The sequence below is a fragment of the Streptosporangium sp. NPDC023615 genome, assembly GCF_040640155.1.
GTDB lineage: Bacteria > Actinomycetota > Actinomycetes > Streptosporangiales > Streptosporangiaceae > Streptosporangium.
On sequence record NZ_JBFABE010000001.1, the window covers coordinates 129,442 to 148,829 of the forward strand.

Annotated in this window: 18 protein-coding genes; 13 read left to right on the plus strand and 5 right to left on the minus strand. The window is 72.1% G+C overall.

Annotation, left to right across the window (positions count from 1 at the left end; all coding sequences use genetic code 11):
* Window positions 1-147: 147 nt before the first annotated feature.
* Window positions 148-1,452, minus strand: coding sequence for a DivIVA domain-containing protein (locus AB0G16_RS00550; RefSeq protein WP_362796958.1), 1,305 nt, complete (start codon window positions 1,450-1,452; stop codon window positions 148-150).
* Window positions 1,453-1,609: 157 nt separating this feature from the next.
* Window positions 1,610-2,071, minus strand: a complete 462-nt coding sequence (gene mce / locus AB0G16_RS00555; protein WP_362797133.1) for a methylmalonyl-CoA epimerase — start codon at window positions 2,069-2,071, stop codon at window positions 1,610-1,612.
* Window positions 2,072-2,155: 84 nt separating this feature from the next.
* Here mce and AB0G16_RS00560 point away from each other — a divergent pair, with 84 nt between their 5' ends.
* Together AB0G16_RS00560 and meaB are read left to right on the plus strand one after the other, a co-directional pair.
* Complete coding sequence (locus tag AB0G16_RS00560; protein ID WP_362796959.1) at window positions 2,156-3,343, plus strand: acetyl-CoA C-acetyltransferase; 1,188 nt, start codon at window positions 2,156-2,158, stop codon at window positions 3,341-3,343.
* 2 nt (window positions 3,344-3,345) lie between these two features.
* Window positions 3,346-4,284 carry a methylmalonyl Co-A mutase-associated GTPase MeaB gene (gene meaB / locus AB0G16_RS00565; RefSeq protein WP_362796960.1) on the plus strand — a complete coding sequence of 313 codons (939 nt, stop codon included), beginning with the start codon at window positions 3,346-3,348 and terminating at the stop codon, window positions 4,282-4,284.
* A 48-nt stretch (window positions 4,285-4,332) separates the two neighbouring features.
* Here meaB and AB0G16_RS00570 read toward each other — a convergent pair whose 3' ends face one another.
* Together AB0G16_RS00570 and AB0G16_RS00575 are read right to left on the minus strand one after the other, a co-directional pair.
* Window positions 4,333-5,010: a DUF4230 domain-containing protein gene (locus AB0G16_RS00570; protein ID WP_362796961.1), complete on the minus strand. Its 678-nt coding sequence runs from the start codon at window positions 5,008-5,010 to the stop codon at window positions 4,333-4,335.
* A gap of 55 nt (window positions 5,011-5,065) precedes the next feature.
* On the minus strand, window positions 5,066-6,499 hold the full coding sequence (locus AB0G16_RS00575) for a hypothetical protein (RefSeq protein ID WP_362796962.1): 1,434 nt from the start codon (window positions 6,497-6,499) through the stop codon (window positions 5,066-5,068).
* 293 nt (window positions 6,500-6,792) lie between these two features.
* Here AB0G16_RS00575 and AB0G16_RS00580 point away from each other — a divergent pair, with 293 nt between their 5' ends.
* From AB0G16_RS00580 to AB0G16_RS00625, 10 genes are all read left to right on the plus strand, one after another.
* Window positions 6,793-7,389 carry a MarR family transcriptional regulator gene (locus AB0G16_RS00580; protein WP_362796963.1) on the plus strand — a complete coding sequence of 199 codons (597 nt, stop codon included), beginning with the start codon at window positions 6,793-6,795 and terminating at the stop codon, window positions 7,387-7,389.
* A gap of 427 nt (window positions 7,390-7,816) precedes the next feature.
* Window positions 7,817-9,484, plus strand: coding sequence for a methylmalonyl-CoA mutase family protein (locus tag AB0G16_RS00585; protein ID WP_362796964.1), 1,668 nt, complete (start codon window positions 7,817-7,819; stop codon window positions 9,482-9,484).
* Window positions 9,485-9,576: 92 nt separating this feature from the next.
* Complete coding sequence (locus tag AB0G16_RS00590) at window positions 9,577-10,515, plus strand: tetratricopeptide repeat protein (RefSeq protein ID WP_362796965.1); 939 nt, start codon at window positions 9,577-9,579, stop codon at window positions 10,513-10,515.
* 106 nt (window positions 10,516-10,621) lie between these two features.
* Entirely contained in the window at window positions 10,622-12,034 is a 1,413-nt protein-coding gene (locus AB0G16_RS00595) for an NAD-dependent malic enzyme (protein WP_362796966.1), read from the plus strand.
* A 221-nt stretch (window positions 12,035-12,255) separates the two neighbouring features.
* Window positions 12,256-12,834 carry a YqgE/AlgH family protein gene (locus AB0G16_RS00600; RefSeq protein WP_362796967.1) on the plus strand — a complete coding sequence of 193 codons (579 nt, stop codon included), beginning with the start codon at window positions 12,256-12,258 and terminating at the stop codon, window positions 12,832-12,834.
* Window positions 12,835-13,095: 261 nt separating this feature from the next.
* Window positions 13,096-13,347, plus strand: coding sequence for a DUF3039 domain-containing protein (locus tag AB0G16_RS00605; protein WP_362796968.1), 252 nt, complete (start codon window positions 13,096-13,098; stop codon window positions 13,345-13,347).
* Between the two features lie 297 nt (window positions 13,348-13,644).
* Window positions 13,645-14,307, plus strand: coding sequence for a zinc metalloprotease (locus AB0G16_RS00610; protein ID WP_362796969.1), 663 nt, complete (start codon window positions 13,645-13,647; stop codon window positions 14,305-14,307).
* On the plus strand, window positions 14,304-15,731 hold the full coding sequence (locus AB0G16_RS00615; protein ID WP_362796970.1) for an MFS transporter: 1,428 nt from the start codon (window positions 14,304-14,306) through the stop codon (window positions 15,729-15,731). The genes AB0G16_RS00610 and AB0G16_RS00615 overlap by 4 nt, the downstream gene beginning before the upstream one ends.
* A 140-nt stretch (window positions 15,732-15,871) precedes the next feature.
* Complete coding sequence (locus tag AB0G16_RS00620; protein ID WP_362796971.1) at window positions 15,872-16,558, plus strand: hypothetical protein; 687 nt, start codon at window positions 15,872-15,874, stop codon at window positions 16,556-16,558.
* A 134-nt stretch (window positions 16,559-16,692) separates the two neighbouring features.
* Window positions 16,693-18,444 (plus strand): DEAD/DEAH box helicase, encoded by a 1,752-nt coding sequence (locus tag AB0G16_RS00625; protein ID WP_362796972.1) that lies wholly within the window; start codon window positions 16,693-16,695, stop codon window positions 18,442-18,444.
* Between the two features lie 63 nt (window positions 18,445-18,507).
* On the opposite strand, the gene AB0G16_RS00630 is transcribed toward AB0G16_RS00625, so the two are convergent.
* Window positions 18,508-18,927, minus strand: a complete 420-nt coding sequence (locus AB0G16_RS00630) for a hypothetical protein (RefSeq protein ID WP_362796973.1) — start codon at window positions 18,925-18,927, stop codon at window positions 18,508-18,510.
* A gap of 196 nt (window positions 18,928-19,123) precedes the next feature.
* Here AB0G16_RS00630 and AB0G16_RS00635 point away from each other — a divergent pair.
* Window positions 19,124-19,388 (plus strand): hypothetical protein (locus AB0G16_RS00635; RefSeq protein ID WP_362796974.1); only part of this gene is annotated, 265 nt, incomplete at its 3' end.

The window sequence follows — 19,388 nt, forward strand, 5'->3', positions numbered from 1 at the left end:
GTCGTGAGTCGGCCGGTGCGCCGATGAGTCGGTCCCGGGCCCGGCGCGGGCGGGGCTGGACAGGAAGAGAGCCCGGTGACCGTGACGGTCATCGGGCTCTCCCCGTCCGTGTCCGTAGCCGTCGTCGACGCCCCGAGTCGCCGGCCGCTACTCCTGCCACCACTCCGCGTCGTCGTCCTTCGTCTCGGCCCTGGCGGGTGCCGGGACCGGCTTCTCGACACCGTTGGCGCCACTGGCGCCACTGGCGCCCGCGGCCGGGATGGCCGGCTTCGGCGGGGCCGCGGCGATCGCGGGCTCCGGCTCGGCGGGCGGCAGCGGCGCGCCGCCCAGGAGCTGGCGCAGCTGGGCGAGGTGGCTGGTGATGCTGTCGCGCTGGCGGGTCAGCTCGTCGACCTGGCGCTGGGCGACCGAGCGGCTCCGCTCGGACTCGGCCTTGGCCTCGGAGACGATGGACTCGGCGCTCGCCTTGGCCTCCGAGACGACCTGGTCGGCGTTCTTGCGCGCGTTGGCCAGCAACTGCTTGGCGTGCGTGTCCGCCTCGCGGCGGGTCTGCTCGGCCTGCTGGGTGGCCTTGGTGGCCCGCTGCTCGGCGGTGGCCGCGCGCTGCTCGGCCTCGGCGACCAGCTTCTGGGTGGCGGCCTGCGCGGTGGCGTGGCGCTCGGCCTCCTGGCGCTCGGCCTCCTCGCGGCGGGCGGCGAGCTGGATCTCGAACTCCGCCTCGTCCTGGGCACGCTTGGCCTCGGACTCCTCCAGCACCCGCTGGGCCTGGGCGCGCATCTCGTCGGCCTGGCGCTTGGCGGTGGTGAGGACCTCGTCGCGCTCACGCTTGGTCGAGGCGCGCAGCTGCGCGACCTCGCGCTCGGTGGTGGTGCGCAGCTTGGCGATCTCGCGCTCGGCGTCGGCGCGCTTCTCGGCCACCTCGTGGTCGGCGGTGGCCCGCAGCTTGGAGACCTCGCGCTCGGTGGTGGCGGTCAGCTCGTCGGACTCGCGGCGGGCGGTCGAGCGGATCTCCTCGGCGTCGCGCTCGGCGCTGGTGCGCATCTCGTCGACCTCGCGGGTGGCGAGGGCGCGCTTCTCGGCCGCCTCGTTCTCGGCGGCGGCGCGCAGGTCCGCCGCCTCCACCTTGGACGCCGCCTTGATCTCGTTCGCCTCGGACCTGGCGGCCTGCACGAGCTCGGTCGCCTGCTCCTCCGCCAGGCGGAGCAACTGCTCGATCCGGGCGCCGAGGCCGGAGTAGGTCGGGCGCTCCTGCTCCTGGAGCTGCCTCTGCGAGTCGGACAGCTCCCGCTGCAGGGCCTGAACCTGCTCCCGGGCCTGTCGCAGCTCGCCGTCCACCTGCTTCAGATGGTCGTGGACCTGGTGCCGGTCAAAGCCACGGAGCACCACGTCGAATTCCCGAGCGGGAGCGTCCTCGAAGAAGTTGTTGAGCTGGGCGTCGATGTCGGACTGCATGGAGGCTCGATCCTGGGTTGTCGAGACGGCTACACGGGCCGGACGGGGGTTTCAGGCATCCGAAGCGGGAGCCGGGGCGGGATCCACGTCCGGTGGTACGCCAGCGTACTCCGCCGGTGCCGAGTTGGCGGTCTCGTCCGGCTTTATGAGTGACTTGTTACGAATCGGCATTTGTTGTATTCGACGTGCTCTCCGGTTGCCTTTCCGCGGCCTGGACGAGTTCGGTGAGCACTCCTCCCACGTCCTTGGGGTGGAGAAAGGCGATCGAGGAGTTCAGCGAGCCGTGGCGGGGGGTCTTGTCGAGCAGCCGCACCCCGCTGTCACCGATCTTCTCCATCGCCTGCACGACGTCCGGGACGCCGAAGGCGACATGGTGCACTCCCTCCCCCCGCTTCGCCAGGAATTTACCCACCGGTGTGTCGGGCCCGAGCGGTTCGAGAAGCTGGATGTACGATCCGCCCCCCTGCCCGTCGGCGATGTGCAGCATGGCCTCCTTGACCCCCTGCTCCTCGTTGATCTCCCGGGCCACCACCGTGAGATCGAAGACACGCTCGAAGAACGCGATCCTCTCCTCCAGGTCGTGACAGGCGATTCCCACATGGTCGATGCGCATGAACATGGGACGTTCCTCCATGGCGGTCGCTGAGGTACTCATGGGTATGGTGGCAAAGTCGCCCAACATCCCGCCAGGGAGGCCCCTGTTATGTCTGGTTCCGTCATCGTCGCCGGAGCTCGTACCCCCATCGGACGCCTGCTCGGCTCGCTGTCCGGCCTGTCCGCCGCCGAGCTCGGCGGCATCGCCATCAAGGCCGCGCTGGAGCGCTCCGGCGTGGCCCCCGACGCCGTCCAATACGTGATCATGGGACAGGTGCTGCAGGCCGGCACCGGTCAGATCCCGGCCCGTCAGGCCGCCGTGAGGGCGGGCATCCCCATGACCGTCCCCTCGCTGACGATCAACAAGGTCTGCCTGTCGGGTCTGGACGCCATCGCCCTGGCCGACCAGCTCATCCGCGCCGGCGAGTTCGACATCGTGGTCGCGGGCGGCATGGAGTCCATGTCGAACGCCCCGCACCTGCTGCCGGGCCTGCGCAGGGGCGTGAAGTACGGCGGCGCCGGCGTCGTCGACTCGATGGCCGTCGACGGCCTCACCGACGCCTACGACCAGGTGGCGATGGGCGAGTCCACCGAGCGGCACAACGCCCGCCTCGGCCTGACCCGCCAGGAGCAGGACGAGTACGCGGCGCGCTCGCACTCCCTGGCCGCCGCCGCCATCAAGAACGGCACGCTCGACGACGAGATCGTCCCGGTGTCGATCCCGCAGCGCAAGGGCGACCCGGTGATCGTCTCCGCCGACGAGGGCGTCCGCGGGGACACCACCGTCGAGGTGCTGGCGGGGCTGCGGCCGGCGTTCGTCAAGGACGGCACGATCACGGCCGGCTCCGCCTCGCAGATCTCCGACGGCGCCTGCGCGGTGGTCGTCATGTCCAGGGCCAAGGCCGAGGAGCTCGGGCTCGTCTGGCTGGCCGAGATCGGCGCGCACGGCAACGTCGCGGGACCGGACAACTCGCTGCAGTCCCAGCCCGCCAACGCGATCAAGCACGCCCTCGCCAAGCAGGGGCTCTCGGTCGACGAGCTGGACCTGCTGGAGATCAACGAGGCCTTCGCCCAGGTCGTCCTGCAGTCGGTCAAGGAACTCGGCGTCGGGCTCGACAAGGTCAACGTCAACGGCGGCGGCATCGCCGTCGGCCACCCGATCGGCGCCTCGGGCGCGCGCATCGTCCTCGCCCTCGCCCACGAGCTCAGGCGCCGGGGCGGCGGCCTGGGCGCGGCCGGGCTCTGCGGCGGCGGCGGCCAGGGCGACGCCCTGATCCTGCGCGTCCCCTCGGTCTGACCGTGGAGGTCTCCGACCTGGTCGAGATGGCCAGGGCCGGCCGGCCCCGCGCGGTGGCCCGGCTGATCTCCATGGTCGAGAACGGCTCGCCGCGACTGCGGGAGATCACCGCGCTGCTGTGCGCGGACCGGCCGCGCCGGGCCCGGATCATCGGCCTGACCGGCTCGCCCGGCGTCGGCAAGTCGACCTCGACGGGGATGCTCGTCCAGGCGTTCCGCAAGCGGGACCTGCGGGTCGGCGTGCTCGCCGTCGACCCCTCCTCCCCGTTCACCGGGGGGGCGCTGCTGGGCGACCGGGTGCGGATGCAGGACCACGCCACCGACCCGGACGTGTTCATCAGGTCGATGGCCAGCCGGGGACACCTGGGCGGGCTGTCCTGGGCGGCGCCGCAGGCCCTGCGCGTCCTGGAGGCGGCCGGCTGCGAGGTCATCCTGGTGGAGACCGTCGGGGTCGGCCAGGCCGAGGTGGACATCGCCTCGCTGGCCGACACCACCGTCGTGCTGCTCGCGCCCGGGATGGGCGACGGCGTCCAGGCGGCCAAGGCGGGCATCCTGGAGATCGCCGACGTGTTCGTGGTGAACAAGGCCGACCGCGACGGCACCCAGGCCACCGTCCGCGAGCTGCGCAACATGATCGCCCTGGTCGAGCGGCCCTGGAGACCGCCGATCGTGCCGACCGTGGCCTTCCGGGGAGAGGGGGCCGAGGACGTGGCCGACGCCCTCGACGCCCACCTGGCCTACCTGGAGTCCTCGGGCGAGCTCGTCCGGCGGCGCCACGCCAGGGCCCGCGACGAGATCGAGGCGATCGCCCTGGCCGCGCTGCGCTCACGGTTCGCGCACCTGCACGGGGACAGCCGTCTCGACACCCTGGCCACCCGCGTCCTGGACGCGGGACTCGACCCCTACACCGCGGCGGACGAGCTGATGGAGGCCGTCGGCTGATCCGGCCCCCGCCGGACCACCCCCGCCGGGGCGGCCCGGCGGGGACGGTCAGGTCTCGTCGGTGAACTTGACGACGACCTTCGTGAAGCCGAGCCCCTTCAGCATGCCCTCAAGCATGATCTTGGTGTTCTGGTCGGCGCGGTTGCGCAGGTCGCTGGCCACCGCGGCTTCGGTGATCTTCTTCTCGGCCAGCATGTACAGCTCCCGCTGGTCGGCGGGGGAGGAGGACAGCAGGTCCTCGACACGGTCGAAGAGACCGCGCTGCTGGGCGTAGACGTAGGAACGCTTGTTGTCCAGGTTCGCCTTCTCGAGCTGGGCGCGGGGCAGCCTGACCGTGACCTCGGTGCGGTCGGGGGAGACCGTCAGCGCGCCACCGGCGATGCCGCCGAAGTCCACGTAGGCGTCGACGCTCCCGGCGCCGACGAAGAGCGTGCGGCTGCCCTTGACCGCGTCGGGCAGGAAGGCCGCGTCCTTCTCCAGGTCGACCACCACCTGGAAGTTGCCGGTGGCGGCCTCGAAGCGGCTGAGGTTGTGAATGGACTCCAGCAGCACGGGCTGGCTGCGGTCGACCGTGGCCTCGCCGAACGGGTTCAGCGACGACCAGGCCAGGCGGGCCCCCACCGCGAGGAGGACCGCGACGACGAGGAGCGTGGCGAGGAGAGGCCAGCGGCGCCTGCGCGGCGGCGCCGGTGGCGGGCCGGGCGGAGCTTCCTGGGAGGCTTTCACGGCGCTCTCCTTCCCCGCACGGTGGTCTTCTCACCCGGAGCCTATGCCGATCTTGTCAGCCTCGCGGCGACGGCACCGCGCCGCCCTCCGCGTGGGGAAGGTTCAACGGGCCGGACGGGGTGCCGGTCCCCGGCCACGGTGGCGTGCCGGGTGCCTGGTGGGCGGGTCCCGAGCGCGGCTCGGGCCCGATCGAGGCGCCCCCCGCGCCCTGCCCGGGCCGGCCGTACCCCCCCGTCCGCCCTGTCCCGGAGGCCTGATCCGCCTGCCCCCCGAAGTGAGTGCTCTGTAGCCTGCACCCGGTGAAGTCGGCGTAGTACAGCCGGAGCCAGTCGCGCCGCTGGACGTCGGTGAGGCCGGAGAACCACGCCGCGGCGTAGCGGTGTTCCGCGAGCGGCCCGCCGGGAAGCGGCTCCCCCCTCAGCCAGGCGGCCACGATGTCGCGGTACCCCGCGGCCGGGGTCGCGTCGCACCGCGAGGCCAGGCCGTCGACGAACTCGTCGGCGGCCTTCTCGGCGAACCCGGCGGCCAGGTCGTCCACGTGGATCGCGATCACGCCCGCCGACAGGGGGGCGTCGTCGTCGCGGGAGTGTTGCTCGACCCGGGAGAACTCCCCCGGCGTCCCCGCCAGCCGAGCCGCGATCTTGACGAACTCCGCGCTCAGCTCCGGCAGGCCGGCGCGCATCCCGGGATGGACACAGACCATGATCGGCCATTCCTGGCAGCTGTATACGACCCGCTGCGCCGAGACCGGCCGCTGCTCGGTGAAGAGCCTGGCCATCCCGGTCCCGGCCGCCAGCACCGCGATCAGCGCGGCGGCCAGCACCAGCGCCTGACGGGTCACGACCGCCGCCCAGCCGAGCAGCAGCGCCGCGCTGATCCCCACCAGCCAGAGCGTCTGGTCGGTGAACGCCGCCGCGTTCAGTCCCCGGAACGGGTCGTAGGGCTCCCGGGTGGCCGGGGCGAGCCGGTCGCCCCAGGCCGGTCCCTGCGACAGCCAGGTGAACAGGCTGTAGCAGCCCAGCCCGGACAGCACCGGCGTGATCGTCCAGGGCATCAGCCAGCCGGTCACCCAGCCGATCACGACGTACAGCGCCAGCCCGGCCGCGCCCATCACCAGGCCGCTGGGCAGCAGCCGCCCGGCCTGCTCGGTCATCATGGTCCTGACGGCCAGGATCATCACGGTGGCGACGAACGCGCCCCCGGCGACCACCAGGATCGCCAGCGGCGCCCGTACCGCCTGCCACGGGGTGAGCGACCGGCCGCCCGCGCCGCGCCGCCTGCGCACCGCCACCCAGGCGGCGAAGGCCGCCGCCACCGGGCCGGTCAGCCGGAGCGAGCCGATCACCGCGACGATGACGTTCTCCCACGCGCTGACACCGGGAACCAGGACGCTCCACGCGGCGGCCACCCCGAGCACGAGCAGGATGGCGACCGCCATCAACCCGCTCTGCTGGAGTTCCTCGCGTGAAACGCCCCTGCGCTCACGCACCGGCGGGCGTGGTGGGAACCCACGCCGCGTCGATGTGACCGGTATCCGCCCGGTGTTCGAACACCGTCAAGTTGTCGTTCATCAAGACACCCCCCGTGCCGTGAATGTGTGGATGCCGGTCCCCTCGGCACCGGTCCGGCTCGCGTCCCCCGCAGGCCGGACTGAGATCATCGCGGCCACTTGGCCACGGCCTCACCAATCGATGTGGGAACCATAACGGAGCGTGATGTTTGGCGCCCGGGTTCTTGGTGAAGCCGTCAGTGCGGTGACTCTGCGCGTCCGGGCGGACCGGGATGGAGCCGCGCTACCGTAGCCCTGTGGGCACAGGTCGGCTGAATCTCCCGTTTGACCCCATCGAACGCGCCGCCCAGACGTGGCGCGTTCACTTCGGGCCCTCCTCGGCCATGGCCGCCGTCACATCGATCATGAGAGCGCACCAGATCCTGCTGTCGCAACTGGACACGCTGCTCAAACCCCATGACTTGACCTTCGCGCGGTACGAGGCCCTGGTCCTGCTGACCTTCAGCAGGACGGGGGCGCTGCCGCTGTCGCGGATCGGCGAGCGCCTCATGGTGCACCCCACGAGCGTCACCAACACCGTGAGCCGCCTGGAGCGCGCCGGTCTGGTACGGCGCCTGCCCAACCCGCGCGACGGGCGGGGCGTGCTGGCGGAGATCACCGACAGGGGCCGCGAGGTCGTCCGGCTGGCGACCGCCGACCTGATGGACGCCGACTTCGCCATGTCCGCGTACGGGGAGGGGGAGCTGGGGCAGATGTTCGACCTGTTCAGGACCCTGCGCGTGGCGGCGGGGGATTTTGGTGGTGAATCTGGTCACGGCGACTCTAATCATGGCGACGCGTTTCACGGCGACGCTGGCGCGTCGCGGTGAGTCCGCTCTGATCCGGCTCCTTCCCTCGTCACTCATCCGCTTCGCTCCTGCTTATCTGCGACGCTGCGCGTCGCCGGTTCGGCCGCTCGAACCCGGCTCCTTCCCTCGTCACTCATCCGCTTCGCTCCTGCTTATCTGCGACGCTGCGCGTCGCCGGTTCGGCCGCTCGAACCCGGCTCCTTCCCTCGTCACTCATCCGCTTCGCTCCTTCGCTCCTCAGTCCAGTCCCCGGCGCGGCCTCACGGCGCTCCTCGGTCCAGTCGCCGGCGCGGGCTCACGGGGGAGTCCCACGGGGAGTGGTGAGGGCGTTTCCCCGAGGGAGTGAAGGGGCGGCCTGGAACGCTGGCCAAGAATTAGTAGGACGTCCTAGTATCTGGGGGAGGCCACAAGCCGGATAGAAGCCATATGCCGTACAAGGGGGTTGGCCATGGACGCCGAGCAGGTCGAGGCGGGGCGGGCGCGCTGGCAGGCGCGGTTCGACGGGGCGCGCAAGCGCGATGCCGAGTTCCGCACGCTGTCGGGGCTCGACGTCGAACCGGTCTACGGCCCCGACGGCGCCGACCCGCGGATGGAGCGCGTCGGCTGGCCCGGGGAGTTCCCCTTCACCCGCGGCCTGCACCCCACCGGCTACCGGGGCAAGGCGTGGACCATCCGGCAGTTCGCCGGGTTCGGCAACGCGAAGCAGACCAACGAGCGCTACAAGATGATCCTCGGCGCGGGCGGCGGCGGGCTGAGCGTCGCCTTCGACATGCCGACCCTGATGGGGCGCGACTCCGACGACCCGCGCTCGCTCGGCGAGGTGGGCCACTGCGGCGTGGCGATCGACTCCGCGCTCGACATGGACCTGCTCTTCGACGGGATCCCGCTCGGCGACACCACCACCTCGATGACGATCAGCGGCCCGGCCGTCCCGATCTTCTGCATGTACGTCGTCGCCGCCGAGCGTCAGGGGGTGCCGGTCGGCAAGCTCAACGGGACCCTGCAGACCGACATCTTCAAGGAGTACATCGCGCAGAAGGAGTGGCTGTTCGCCCCTGAGCCGCACCTGCGGCTGATCGGCGACCTGATGGAGTTCTGCGCCTCCGACGTCCCGGCGTACAAGCCCCTCAGCGTCTCGGGCTACCACATCCGCGAGGCCGGCTCCACGGCCGCGCAGGAGCTGGCGTTCACCCTGGCCGACGGGTTCGGCTACGTCGAGCTGGGCCTGTCGCGCGGGCTGGACGTCGACGTCTTCGCCCCCGGCCTGTCGTTCTTCTTCGACGCGCACATCGACTTCTTCGAGGAGATCGCCAAGTTCCGCGCCGCCCGGCGGATCTGGGCGCGGTGGCTTCGCGACGTGTACGGCGCCAAGACCGACAAGGCCCAGTGGCTGCGCTTCCACACCCAGACGGCGGGCGTCTCGCTCACCGCGCAGCAGCCGTACAACAACGTGGTGCGCACCGCGGTCGAGGCGCTCGCGGCCGTGCTGGGCGGCACCAACTCGCTGCACACCAACGCGCTGGACGAGGTGCTGGCGCTGCCGTCCGAGAAGGCCGCGGAGATCGCGCTGCGCACCCAGCAGGTCCTCATGGAGGAGACCGAGGTGGTCAACGTCGCCGACCCGCTCGGCGGCTCCTGGTACGTGGAGGCGCTGACCGACCGGCTGGAGGCCGAGGCCGAGGCGATCTTCACGAAGATCCGCGACATGGGCTCGGACGGCACGATGACCTCCGGCATCCTGCGCGGCATCGAGGACGGCTGGTTCATGTCCGAGATCGCCGAGGCCGCCTTCGACTACCAGCGCAAGCTGGAGAAGGGCGAGAAGCGCATCGTCGGGGTCAACTGCCACACGGCCTCCATCGACGAGCCGCTGGAGATCCTCCGCGTCAGCCACGAGGTCGAGCGCGAGCAGAACCGCGTCCTGGCCGAGCGCCGGGCCGCGCGCGACCAGGGGGCGGTGGACGCCGCCCTGTCGGAGATGGTGCGCGTCTCGCGCGGCGACGGCAACATGATCCCCGCCATGCTCGACGCCGCCAGGGCCGAGGCCACGCTGGGCGAGATCTGCGACGCGCTGCGCGCCGAGTGGGGCGTCTACACCGAGCCGGCCCGCTTCTAGCGGCGACGGGCACTTCCGGCGGCGACGGCGCCTCCACGGCGCCTCCACGGCGACGGACCGGGGCATCGACCGGGATACGGCAGGATTGGAGCATGAGCCCAGCGGACTTCACTCGACCCGGATCGCTCTACGGCGCCGTGGATCTCGGCGCACGAAAGCAGGCACTGGAGGCACAGGCGCGGCGGGAGACCGCCGCGCAGGAAACCGGCGGTGATCCGGCGCCGGTCCTCGACGTCGACGACGCCAACTTCGCGGCCGAGGTCGTCGAACGCTCCATGAACGGCCTCGTGCTGCTGGAGCTCACCGTCACCCGCGCCGAGCAGGCCAAGCAGTACAGCCTGCTGCTGGAGAAACTGACCGCCGAGAACACCGGCCGGTGGACCCTCGCCCGGGTCGACGTCGAGCTCAGCCCGCAGATCGCCCAGGCCCTGCGGGTGCAGAACGTGCCCGCCCTGTACGCCATCTTCCAGGGGCAGCCGGTGGCGGTCGTGCCCGGCATCGCCACCGAGCCGCAACTGCGCGACTGGCTGTCGCAGCTCATGGAGGCCCTCGCCCAGTACCTCCCGCCCCCCGGCGAGGAGCCCGAGCAGGGGCAGGAGCAGCAGCCGCAGGAGCCCCCCGTCGACCCGGACGTGCTCGCCGCCGAGCGGGCCGTCGACGCCGGTGACCTCGACGGCGCCGTGGCCGCGTACGAGCGGCTGCTGGCCCGCTCGCCGAACGACCAGGACGCCAAGCTCGGCCTGGCCGGGCTCGGCCTGATCCGCCGGACGCAGGACGTCGACCCCGCCGACCTGCAGGGCCGCCTGGCCGACCCGGCCGACATCGAGGCCCAGCTCCTGGCCTCCGACTTCGACATGCTCGCCGGAGAGGTGGACCGGGCCTTCGACCGCCTCGTGGACGTGGTGCGCCGCACCTCGGGTGCCGAGCGCGACAGGGCCAGGGTGCACCTGCTCGGCCTGTTCGACACCCTCCCCGGCGACGACCCGTCCATCGTCAGGGCCCGCAGGAATCTGGCCAGCGCCCTGTTCTGACGCCCGTGCCGGGTCCGCGACGCCGAGCGGGGCGCGCGGACCCGGCGGGTGGTGGCACGATGGGAGGCATCCCAACCAAAGTCAGTCGCAAAGGAGCGGATTGGCTGTGGCCACCGTGCCGAGTGTGTCGTACTCCATCACCGTGCGCCTGGAGGTGCCCGCCGGCGGCAATGCCGTCAGCCAGCTCACCCACGCCGTAGAGTCCGCCGGGGGTGTGGTCACCGCCCTCGACGTGACCACGGCCGGGCATGAGACGCTGCGCATCGACGTCACCTGCGCCGCGCGTGACACCGATCACGCGCAGGCGATCGTCGACAAGCTGGAGGGCGTCGAAGGCGTCGTCATCCACAAGGTCTCGGACCGGACCTTCCTCATGCATCTCGGCGGCAAGATCGAGATGCGGTCGAAGGTGCCGCTGCGCAACCGTGACGAGCTCTCCATGGCCTACACGCCGGGCGTCGCCCGGGTCTCCATGGCGATCGCCCGCAACCCCGAGGACGCCCGCCGCCTGACCATCAAGCGCAACACCGTCGCGGTCGTCACCGACGGCTCGGCCGTGCTCGGCCTGGGCAACATCGGCCCGGCCGCCGCGCTCCCCGTCATGGAGGGCAAGGCCGCGCTGTTCAAGCGGTTCGCCGACATCGACGCCTGGCCGATCTGCCTGGACACCCAGGACGTCGACGAGATCGTGCGCACGGTGCAGATCATCGCCCCCGGCTTCGGCGGCATCAACCTGGAGGACATCTCGGCGCCGCGCTGCTTCGAGGTGGAGCGGCGGCTGCGCGAGCTGCTGGACATCCCGGTCTTCCACGACGACCAGCACGGCACCGCGATCTGCGTGCTGGCCGCGCTCACCAACGCGCTGCGGGTGGTCGGCAAGGACCTCGGCGAGGTCCGCATCGCCCTGGCCGGCGCGGGCGCGGCCGGTACGGCGGTGCTGCGCCTGCTGCTCGCGGCGGGCGTGCGCGACGTGGTCGTCTGCGACTACCTGGGCGCGGTGCACCGCGGACGCGACGACCTGGACGACTCGCTGCGGTGGATCGCCGACCACACCAACGCCGAGGGCTACTCCGGCGACCTGCGCGGCGCGGTCAAGGGCGCCGACGTGTTCATCGGCGTGTCCGCGCCGGGCATCCTCAACGGGGACGACATCGCCACGATGGCCAAGGACGCCGTGGTCTTCGCGCTCGCCAACCCCGAGCCGGAGGTCTCTCCCGACGCCGCCCGCGAGCACGCCGCCGTGGTCGCCACAGGCCGCTCGGACTACCCGAACCAGATCAACAACGTGCTGGCCTTCCCCGGCGTGTTCCGCGGCCTGCTCGACGCCCAGGCCACCGTCGTCAGCCAGGAGATGCTGCTGGCCGCGGCCAAGGCGCTGGCCGCCGTGGTGACCGCCGAGGAACTCGGCCCCAACTACATCGTCCCCAGCGTGTTCCACCCGGACGTGTCGGCCGCGGTCGCCGCGGCGGTGCGCGAGTCGGCCGGCGGCCGGGCGCGTACCGGCATGACGGAGGCGTAAGGGGGCCCTGAGGGGGCCCGAGGAGGCTCGAGGGAGGCCCTGACGAGGCTGGGGAGGCCCCGGAGGGCTCTCGGGGCCGAGGAGGGCCGGGCCCGCCGCCGCGGGTCTTCACGCTCCGTGGAGTGTCCCGGTGTGCGCGGCCGGTGACGAGCGCCGGGGTCCGCCACCGGAAAGGCAGGGGGGAGCAGCGCGCAGGGGGGTTCACCCTTCATGATGGAGGTATGGCGGAGGCGATCTACGTCGGTGGGCTCCTGGTGGCGACCCCGCAGCTGGAGGATCCCAACTTCCGGCGCAGCGTGGTCCTGGTGCTGGAGCACGACCTCGACGGCGGCACCCTGGGCGTGGTGCTCAACAGACCCAGTGACATCTCGGTGACGCAGGTGCTCCCCACCTGGGACACGATGGTCAGCGGGCCTTCGGTGCTGTTCCAGGGCGGGCCCGTCCAGACCGACAGCGCCCTGGCGCTGGCGGCCGTGCCCAGCGGGCAGGAGCCGCTCGGCTGGCGGCGGTTGCACTCGGGCATCGCCGCGGTCTCCAGGCTGGGCACCGTCGACCTCGACGCGCCCCCGGAGATCCTCGCCGGGGAGATCGCGCAGATGCGCATCTTCGCGGGCTACGCCGGCTGGTCGGCGGGACAGCTGGAGAGCGAGATCGGCGAGGGCGCCTGGTACGTCGTGGACTCCGAGCCCGGTGACACCTTCCACCACGATCCCGAGTCGCTGTGGCGGGCGGTGCTCCGCCGCCAGCGGGGCGAACTCGCCTACGTGGCCACCTGCCCGGACGACCCGTCGATGAACTAGCGGCCCCGCGCCGTGAGGGACCTCGGGCCGTGAGGGACCTCGGGCCGTGAGGACCTCGGACCGTCGCCCGGCGGGTCTCCGCCGGCCGTGGACGGCCGTGGGCGGTCCGTCCCGCATGATCGGACGGCCGTCCGCGGCCCCGGCCCGCGTGATCCGGCGGCCGTCCGCGAACGGCGTCCCGCGTGATCCGACGGCCCTTCCGGCGGCCCGCCCCGGCCACCGGTGGCCGGGGCGGGCCGTTCCGGGCATAAAATCGCCAGGGTGAGTACGAAGATTCTCCCTGAGAGCGACGTCCGCCCGGACCTGTCGCACGGCGACGGCGACCACGAGCGCTTCGCCCACTACGTCGAGAAGAACAAGATCATGGAGAGCGCGCTGAGCGGCTCCCCGGTCCGCGCGCTCTGCGGGAAGGTCTGGGTGCCCAACCGCGACCCCCAGAAGTTCCCGGTGTGCCCGGAGTGCAAGGAGATCTACTCGGGACTGCCGAAGGGCGAGGACGCCGGCAACGAGTGAGTGTTGCTCGTGGGTGACGGCCGCGGATGAGGCTACGGTCGGGATGTCGCCGGGGGGCGGCGAAACGACCAGCGCCTGGATCTGTCGGGGGAGTCCATGTTTCGGCGTGCGATCGCCGTTCTTTCCGCATGCCTGTTCACGGTGGGCGTCGCCGCGCCCTGCGCCCGCGCCGCCCCCGCTCCACCCGGGGGATCCGCCGCCCCCGCTCGGCCCGGGGGACCCGCCGGGCCCGCGCAGGCGGGGCCCGCCGCGCCGGTGCCGTCGCCGCTCGCGCTTCCGGTCACCGTGCCCACCTGGGTGCACGTTCTCAGCGACGGCCGCCTGGGCGCCCCCGAGAGCGCGGTACGCGACCAGATCGCCACGCTCAACGCCGCCTACTCCGGCCGGCTAGGCGGGGCCGACACCGGGATCCGGTTCCGGCTGGACGGCGTGACCCGCACGGTCAACGCGGCCTGGTTCCGCGACCCCGTCGTCCACGAGCGGTCGATCAAGCAGCTTCGCAAGGGCGGGCCGGAGACCCTCAACCTCTACCTGGCCCAGCTCGGCGAGCTGGTGCTCGGCTACTCCACCTACCCGCACGGCTACAGCAAGGCGCCCACCCTCGACGGCGTCGTCATCGACTGGCGCAGCCTTCCGGGCGGGGCGATGCGCAGCTTCGACCGGGGGTTCACCGGCGTCCACGAGATCGGTCACTGGCTCGGGCTGCTGCACACCTTCGAGAAGGGATGCGCGGCGACGGGCGACGGCGTGGCCGACACCTCGCCCCAGGGCCGGCCCACCGAGGGCTGCCCGCCGGTCAAGGACACCTGCGAGGGTGACGGGCCGGACCCGGTCGACAACTTCATGGACTACTCCGACGACCGCTGCATGTCCGGCTTCACCGCAGGCCAGGCCCTGCGGATGCAGCAGATGTGGGCCGCCTACCGGGGGGCCGGGGCGGACACTACCCTTGACGGGTGACAGTACCGAAGACACCTGACGCTACCTACGAACCTCCCCGGATCTTCGGCCCCGAGTACCGCACCGCCTCCCTGGGAATCCTCCTCGTCGTCACGCTGATCGCCTTCGAGGGCATGTCGGTGAGCACCGTCATGCCCGCGGTCTCCAGGGAGCTCCAGGCCCTCGACCTGTACGGGGTGAGCTTCTCCGCCTTCCTCATCGCCGGTCTGCTCGCCAACGTCGTCGCGGGACTGTGGTCCGACCGGCGGGGGCACGCCGTGCCCTTCCTGCTCGGAGTGGGACTGTTCACGGCGGGCATGGCGCTGGCCGGAGCGGCCGGTTCCAAGGAGCTGTTCATCGTGGCACGGGCCGTGCAGGGCCTGGGCGGCGGCGCCGTCATCGTGGCGATCTACGTGATGATCGCGCGGGTGTACGTCCCCGCGACCAGACCCCGGATCTTCGCCGCACTCTCGGCCGCCTGGGTGCTCCCGGCCCTGGTCGGTCCCGGCGTCAGCGGCCTCATCGCCGAGACCGTCGGCTGGCGGTGGGTCTTCTACGGCATCGTCCCGCTGGTCGTCCCCGCCCTCGTGATGCTCCTGCCCGCGCTGCGCGGCCGGGAGGATCCCGCCGCCCCGGCAGACCTGGCCCCGGCAGACCCGGCCCCGGCAGCCCCCGCCCCGGCGGGGCCGCGCTCCCGGCCGCTGGCGATGACCCTGGCCGCCGTCGCCACCGCGGGCGGCGCCGGCGTGCTGCTGTACGGCGTGGACCGCCTCCACCAGACCCCGCTGCCCGGCGCGGTCGCCGCCGTCGCCGGGCTCGTGGTCCTCGGCGCCGGGCTGCCGAGGCTGCTGCCGCCGCGCGCCCTGCGGTTCGGCCAGGGCCTGCCCACCACGCTCATGATGCGCGGGGTGCTCGCCTCGGCGTTCTTCGCCGTCAACTCCTTCATCCCGCTGCTGCTGACCAAGGTGCAGGGCTTCTCCGTCGGGCAGGCCGGCATCGCGCTCACCACCGGCGCCCTGGGCTGGACCACCGGCTCCTACCTGCAGAGCCGCCGCGCCTACGACCGGCCTCTGCTGGTGCGGATCGGCGCCGCGGCGGTCACCGCCGGCATCCTGCTCACCCTGCTCGCGCTGGTGCCCGGCGTCAGCGGCTGGATCGTCGCGCCCGCGTGGATCGTCGCCGGGCTCGGCATGGGCATCGGGACCACCAGCGTCAACATCACCGCGATGCGCCAGTCGCCCGACGCCGAGCAGGGCGCCAACTCGGCCGCGCTCCAGGTCGTCGACACCCTGGGCAGCGCGCTCACGATCGGTTTCGGCGGCGTCATCATCAACCTGATCGGCCACGACGACATCGGCACCGGCTACGTCACGCTGGCCGCGCTGATGGCCGCGATAGGGCTCTTCGGGGTGGCCGTGGCCGGACGGATGCGCGACGTCCCCTGACCCGTCCCACACACCGGCAGACGACCGGGCGGCCTCTCCCGACTCATTGGTCACTCACGCAACAGCGCTCGCCCATAGCCGGACCGCACCACGGCGGGCGTGGTAGGACGGTATGACCATGGTCGCAGGCAGGAGGTGCCGTGCACGAACGACCCCGCGGATCGGACCCGCCGGACGAGCGCTCCCACCTCACCTGGCCGCCCCGGATCCCCGAGCCGGACGACGACCTCCCTCCCTCGGCCCGCTGGTACGGCACCCCCATCGCCCCGCCCGAGCGCGAGCCGGGCCGCCTGCGCCGCCTGCTGGTCGTCCTGCTCGCCCTGGCGGCCGGCGGCGCCGTCCTCGCCGGAGCGGTCGTCCTGGGCCTGCGGGCCCTGCCCTCGTCGGTGCCGAGCCGGATGACCGATCCGGTCGCGGGGGTCACCTACCCGCTGCTCGAGGACTGGGAGGCGGGGACGACGGCGCCGGTCACCGGGTTCACCTCGGTCGTGGGCGACGGCTCCAGCGCGACCGTGATGGTCATGCCGGCGGATCCCGCCGCCGACGCGCGCGCCGCCACCACCGAGCTCAGCGAGCTGTACGCGCGGCTCCTGCTGCACGGCGACGACGTGAAGGTCGTGGACGACACCGAGATCACGGTGGGTCCGCGCACCGGGTACACCCGCTCGCTGCGCGCCGAGTACCGGGACGTGGTGAACCGGCCCTCCTACCTGCGCGTGACGCTCCTCACCGGCCGCGGCCGCCCGGTGCTCGTCATCGGGATGGCCCAGCCCGACGACCCGACGTCGAGGGCCGAGATCAACACGGTGATCGCGGGCCTGCGCTGAGATCCCTGTCCTTCACTGCGTTCACGGCCCGGCGCCGCGGGGATCGCGCACCCCTAGCACGCCGGAGCGGCCTTGGCGAGCATCTCGGCGGATCGGCACGTCGTGTCGGTGACGGCGATTACGCTGGGGACACTGTGAGCACTTTCGCCGCATCTCACCTGCCGCCCTCGTACCCGGACCGCGCCGCCTGGGGCACCGCGCCGAAGCTTCGCGCGTGGCAGCAGGAGGCATTCGACCTGTACACCCGCCGCGAGCCGCGCGACTTCCTCGCGGTCGCCACCCCGGGAGCGGGCAAGACGACCTTCGCGCTCCGCATCGCCAGCGACCTCCTGTCGCGGGGGATCATCCGCGCTGTGACGATCGTCACACCGACGGAACACCTCAAGCAGCAGTGGGCGGACGCCGCGAGCAGGGTCGGCATCGCGATCGACCCCGAGTTCAAGAACAGCCAGGGCGCCACCTCCCGCGACTACATCGGTGTCGCGATCACCTACGCCCAGGTGTCCATGCACCCCGCGCTGCACCGCGCCCGCACCGAGGCCCGCAAGACCCTGGTGATCTTCGACGAGATCCACCACGCGGGTGACGCGAAGTCCTGGGGGGACGGCGTGCGGGAGTCGTTCGAGCCCGCCGCCCGGCGTCTCGCCCTGACCGGCACCCCCTTCAGGTCCGACGTCAACCCCATCCCCTTCGTCACCTACGCCGAGGACGGGGACGGGGTCCGGCGCAGCGTCTCCGACTACTCCTACGGGTACGGGCCCGCACTCGCCGACGGTGTCGTCCGGCCGGTCATCTTCCTGGCCTACTCCGGGGAGATGCGCTGGCGGACCCGGGCGGGCGACGAGATCGCCGCCACCCTGGGCACCCCGCTCACCAAGGACCAGCTCGGCCAGGCGTGGCGGGCCGCGCTCGACCCGAAGGGCGAGTGGATCCGCCAGGTCCTGCGGGCCGCCGACCGGCGGCTGACCGAGGTGCGCCGTGGCGTGCCCGACGCCGGAGCCCTGGTCATCGCCACCGACCACGAGACCGCCCGCGCCTACGCCCGCCACATCCGGACCATCACCGGCGAGGGCGCCACGGTCGTGCTCTCCGACGACCCCACCGCGTCCAAGAAGATCAAGGAGTTCTCCGCCTCCGAGCAGCGCTGGCTGGTCGCCGTCCGGATGGTCTCCGAGGGCGTCGACATCCCGCGCCTGGCCGTCGGCGTCTACGCCACGAGCATCTCGACCCCGCTGTTCTTCGCCCAGGCCGTGGGCCGCTTCGTCCGCGCCCGCAAACGGGGCGAGACCGCGTCCGTCTTCGTGCCCTCCGTGCCGACCCTGATGGCGCTGGCCGGGGAGATGGAGGCCGAACGCGACCACGTGCTCGACCGCAAGCCGGCCGAGGAGGGGCTCGACGACCTCCTGCTGGAGGACGCCCAGCGCAAGAAGGACAACCCCGACGTCCTGGGTGACGAGCTGCCGTTCGAGACCCTGGAGGCGGTCGCCACCTTCGACCGGGTGCTCTTCGACGGCGGCGAGTTCGGCAGCGCCGCGGAGACCGGCTCCGCCGAGGAGGAGGACTTCCTCGGCCTGCCCGGCCTGCTGGAGCCCGACCAGGTCCGCACCCTGCTCAGCAAGCGCCAGTCCGACCAGCTCAAGGCCAGGCGAGCCAAACCCGAGACCAAGGAGCCGGAGGTCGCCCCGCACGAGGTGATGGCAGCCCTCCGCAAGGAGCTCAACGGCCTCGTCGGCGCCTGGAACCACCGCACCGGTCAGCCGCACGGCGTCATCCACGCCGAACTCCGCAGATCCTGCGGCGGCCCGGCCATCGCGCAGGCCTCGGCCGAGCAGATCCAGGAACGAATCGCCAAGATCCGCCACTGGGCCACCCAGCGCTCCCACTGACCCCGCGGGGGGCGACCCGGCCGGTGGGGCGGACGGCTCGGACGGGAGGCGTGGGCCTTCCGGTCACTCGACGGCGCGGTTCCGGTGGCGCAGGACCACGGTCGCGGTCGCGCACCCGTCCTTCCCTGCCGTCCAGAAGAGCGCCACCCCCTGCGGCGTGTCCCGTTGCCGCGCCGGCCGTACCCGCGCCGGGGCGGGAGCGCGGGCGGCACAGGAGGCGGGCCGCGCGCCCTGCCGCGGGGCCTCCGGCGACGGGCCGGACGGGCCGGCGGAGGACGATGCCGGGCCCGGGACCACCGCGGAAGGGGCCGCGAGGACCGGGGTCCGCGGCGGTATGGGAGCGGCGGCGGTGACCCAGATCGTGGCCGCCTCCAGGGCGAGCAGCGCCAGCACACTCGTCAGCCGCACCAGTGTCCCGCCGCGGAACAGGTTCCACAGGCACAACGGGGCCAGGACCATCCAGGAGACACCGAGTACGAACATATGAGGTCACCACCGATAGCGAGAGATCTTCACTCCCCGTGATACTCCTGTCCGATTCGGCGGTGGCGGGCTTTATCCATCCGTGCCGATCCGGTGATCGTTCGGATGCTCAGAGTGAGCAACCTTGGTAGTCTGTCGCCACGACAACACCGGGCCCTCCGACCGGTTCCCCCTGTACTTCTTTCAAAGAGGACGCGTGTTGGCCGAGATGATCCGCACCGAGATCATGGAGTATGTGGCGCCGATGTTCGAGCAGATCTTGGCGAAGATGGACACCCTCGCCACCAAGCAGGATGTCGACGAGCTGCGCCGGGACGTGGCGAAGTGCGCCACGAAGGAGGAGCTCGCCGAGGTCAAGGTGGACGTCGGTGAGCTCAAGGTGGAGATGGCCGAGGTCAAGCGGGATGTCGGTGAGCTCAAGGTGGAGATGGCCGAGGTCAAGCGGGATGTCGGTGAGCTCA

Coding starts and splice junctions, on each gene's coding strand:
- AB0G16_RS00550 (WP_362796958.1), bottom strand. CDS start 1,452: ATGCAGTCCGACATCGACGCCCAGCTCAACAACTTCTTCGAGGACGCT.
- mce (WP_362797133.1), bottom strand. CDS start 2,071: ATGTTCATGCGCATCGACCATGTGGGAATCGCCTGTCACGACCTGGAG.
- AB0G16_RS00560 (WP_362796959.1), top strand. CDS start 2,156: ATGTCTGGTTCCGTCATCGTCGCCGGAGCTCGTACCCCCATCGGACGC.
- AB0G16_RS00580 (WP_362796963.1), top strand. CDS start 6,793: ATGGAGCCGCGCTACCGTAGCCCTGTGGGCACAGGTCGGCTGAATCTC.
- AB0G16_RS00585 (WP_362796964.1), top strand. CDS start 7,817: ATGGACGCCGAGCAGGTCGAGGCGGGGCGGGCGCGCTGGCAGGCGCGG.
- AB0G16_RS00590 (WP_362796965.1), top strand. CDS start 9,577: ATGAGCCCAGCGGACTTCACTCGACCCGGATCGCTCTACGGCGCCGTG.
- AB0G16_RS00600 (WP_362796967.1), top strand. CDS start 12,256: ATGGCGGAGGCGATCTACGTCGGTGGGCTCCTGGTGGCGACCCCGCAG.
- AB0G16_RS00630 (WP_362796973.1), bottom strand. CDS start 18,927: ATGTTCGTACTCGGTGTCTCCTGGATGGTCCTGGCCCCGTTGTGCCTG.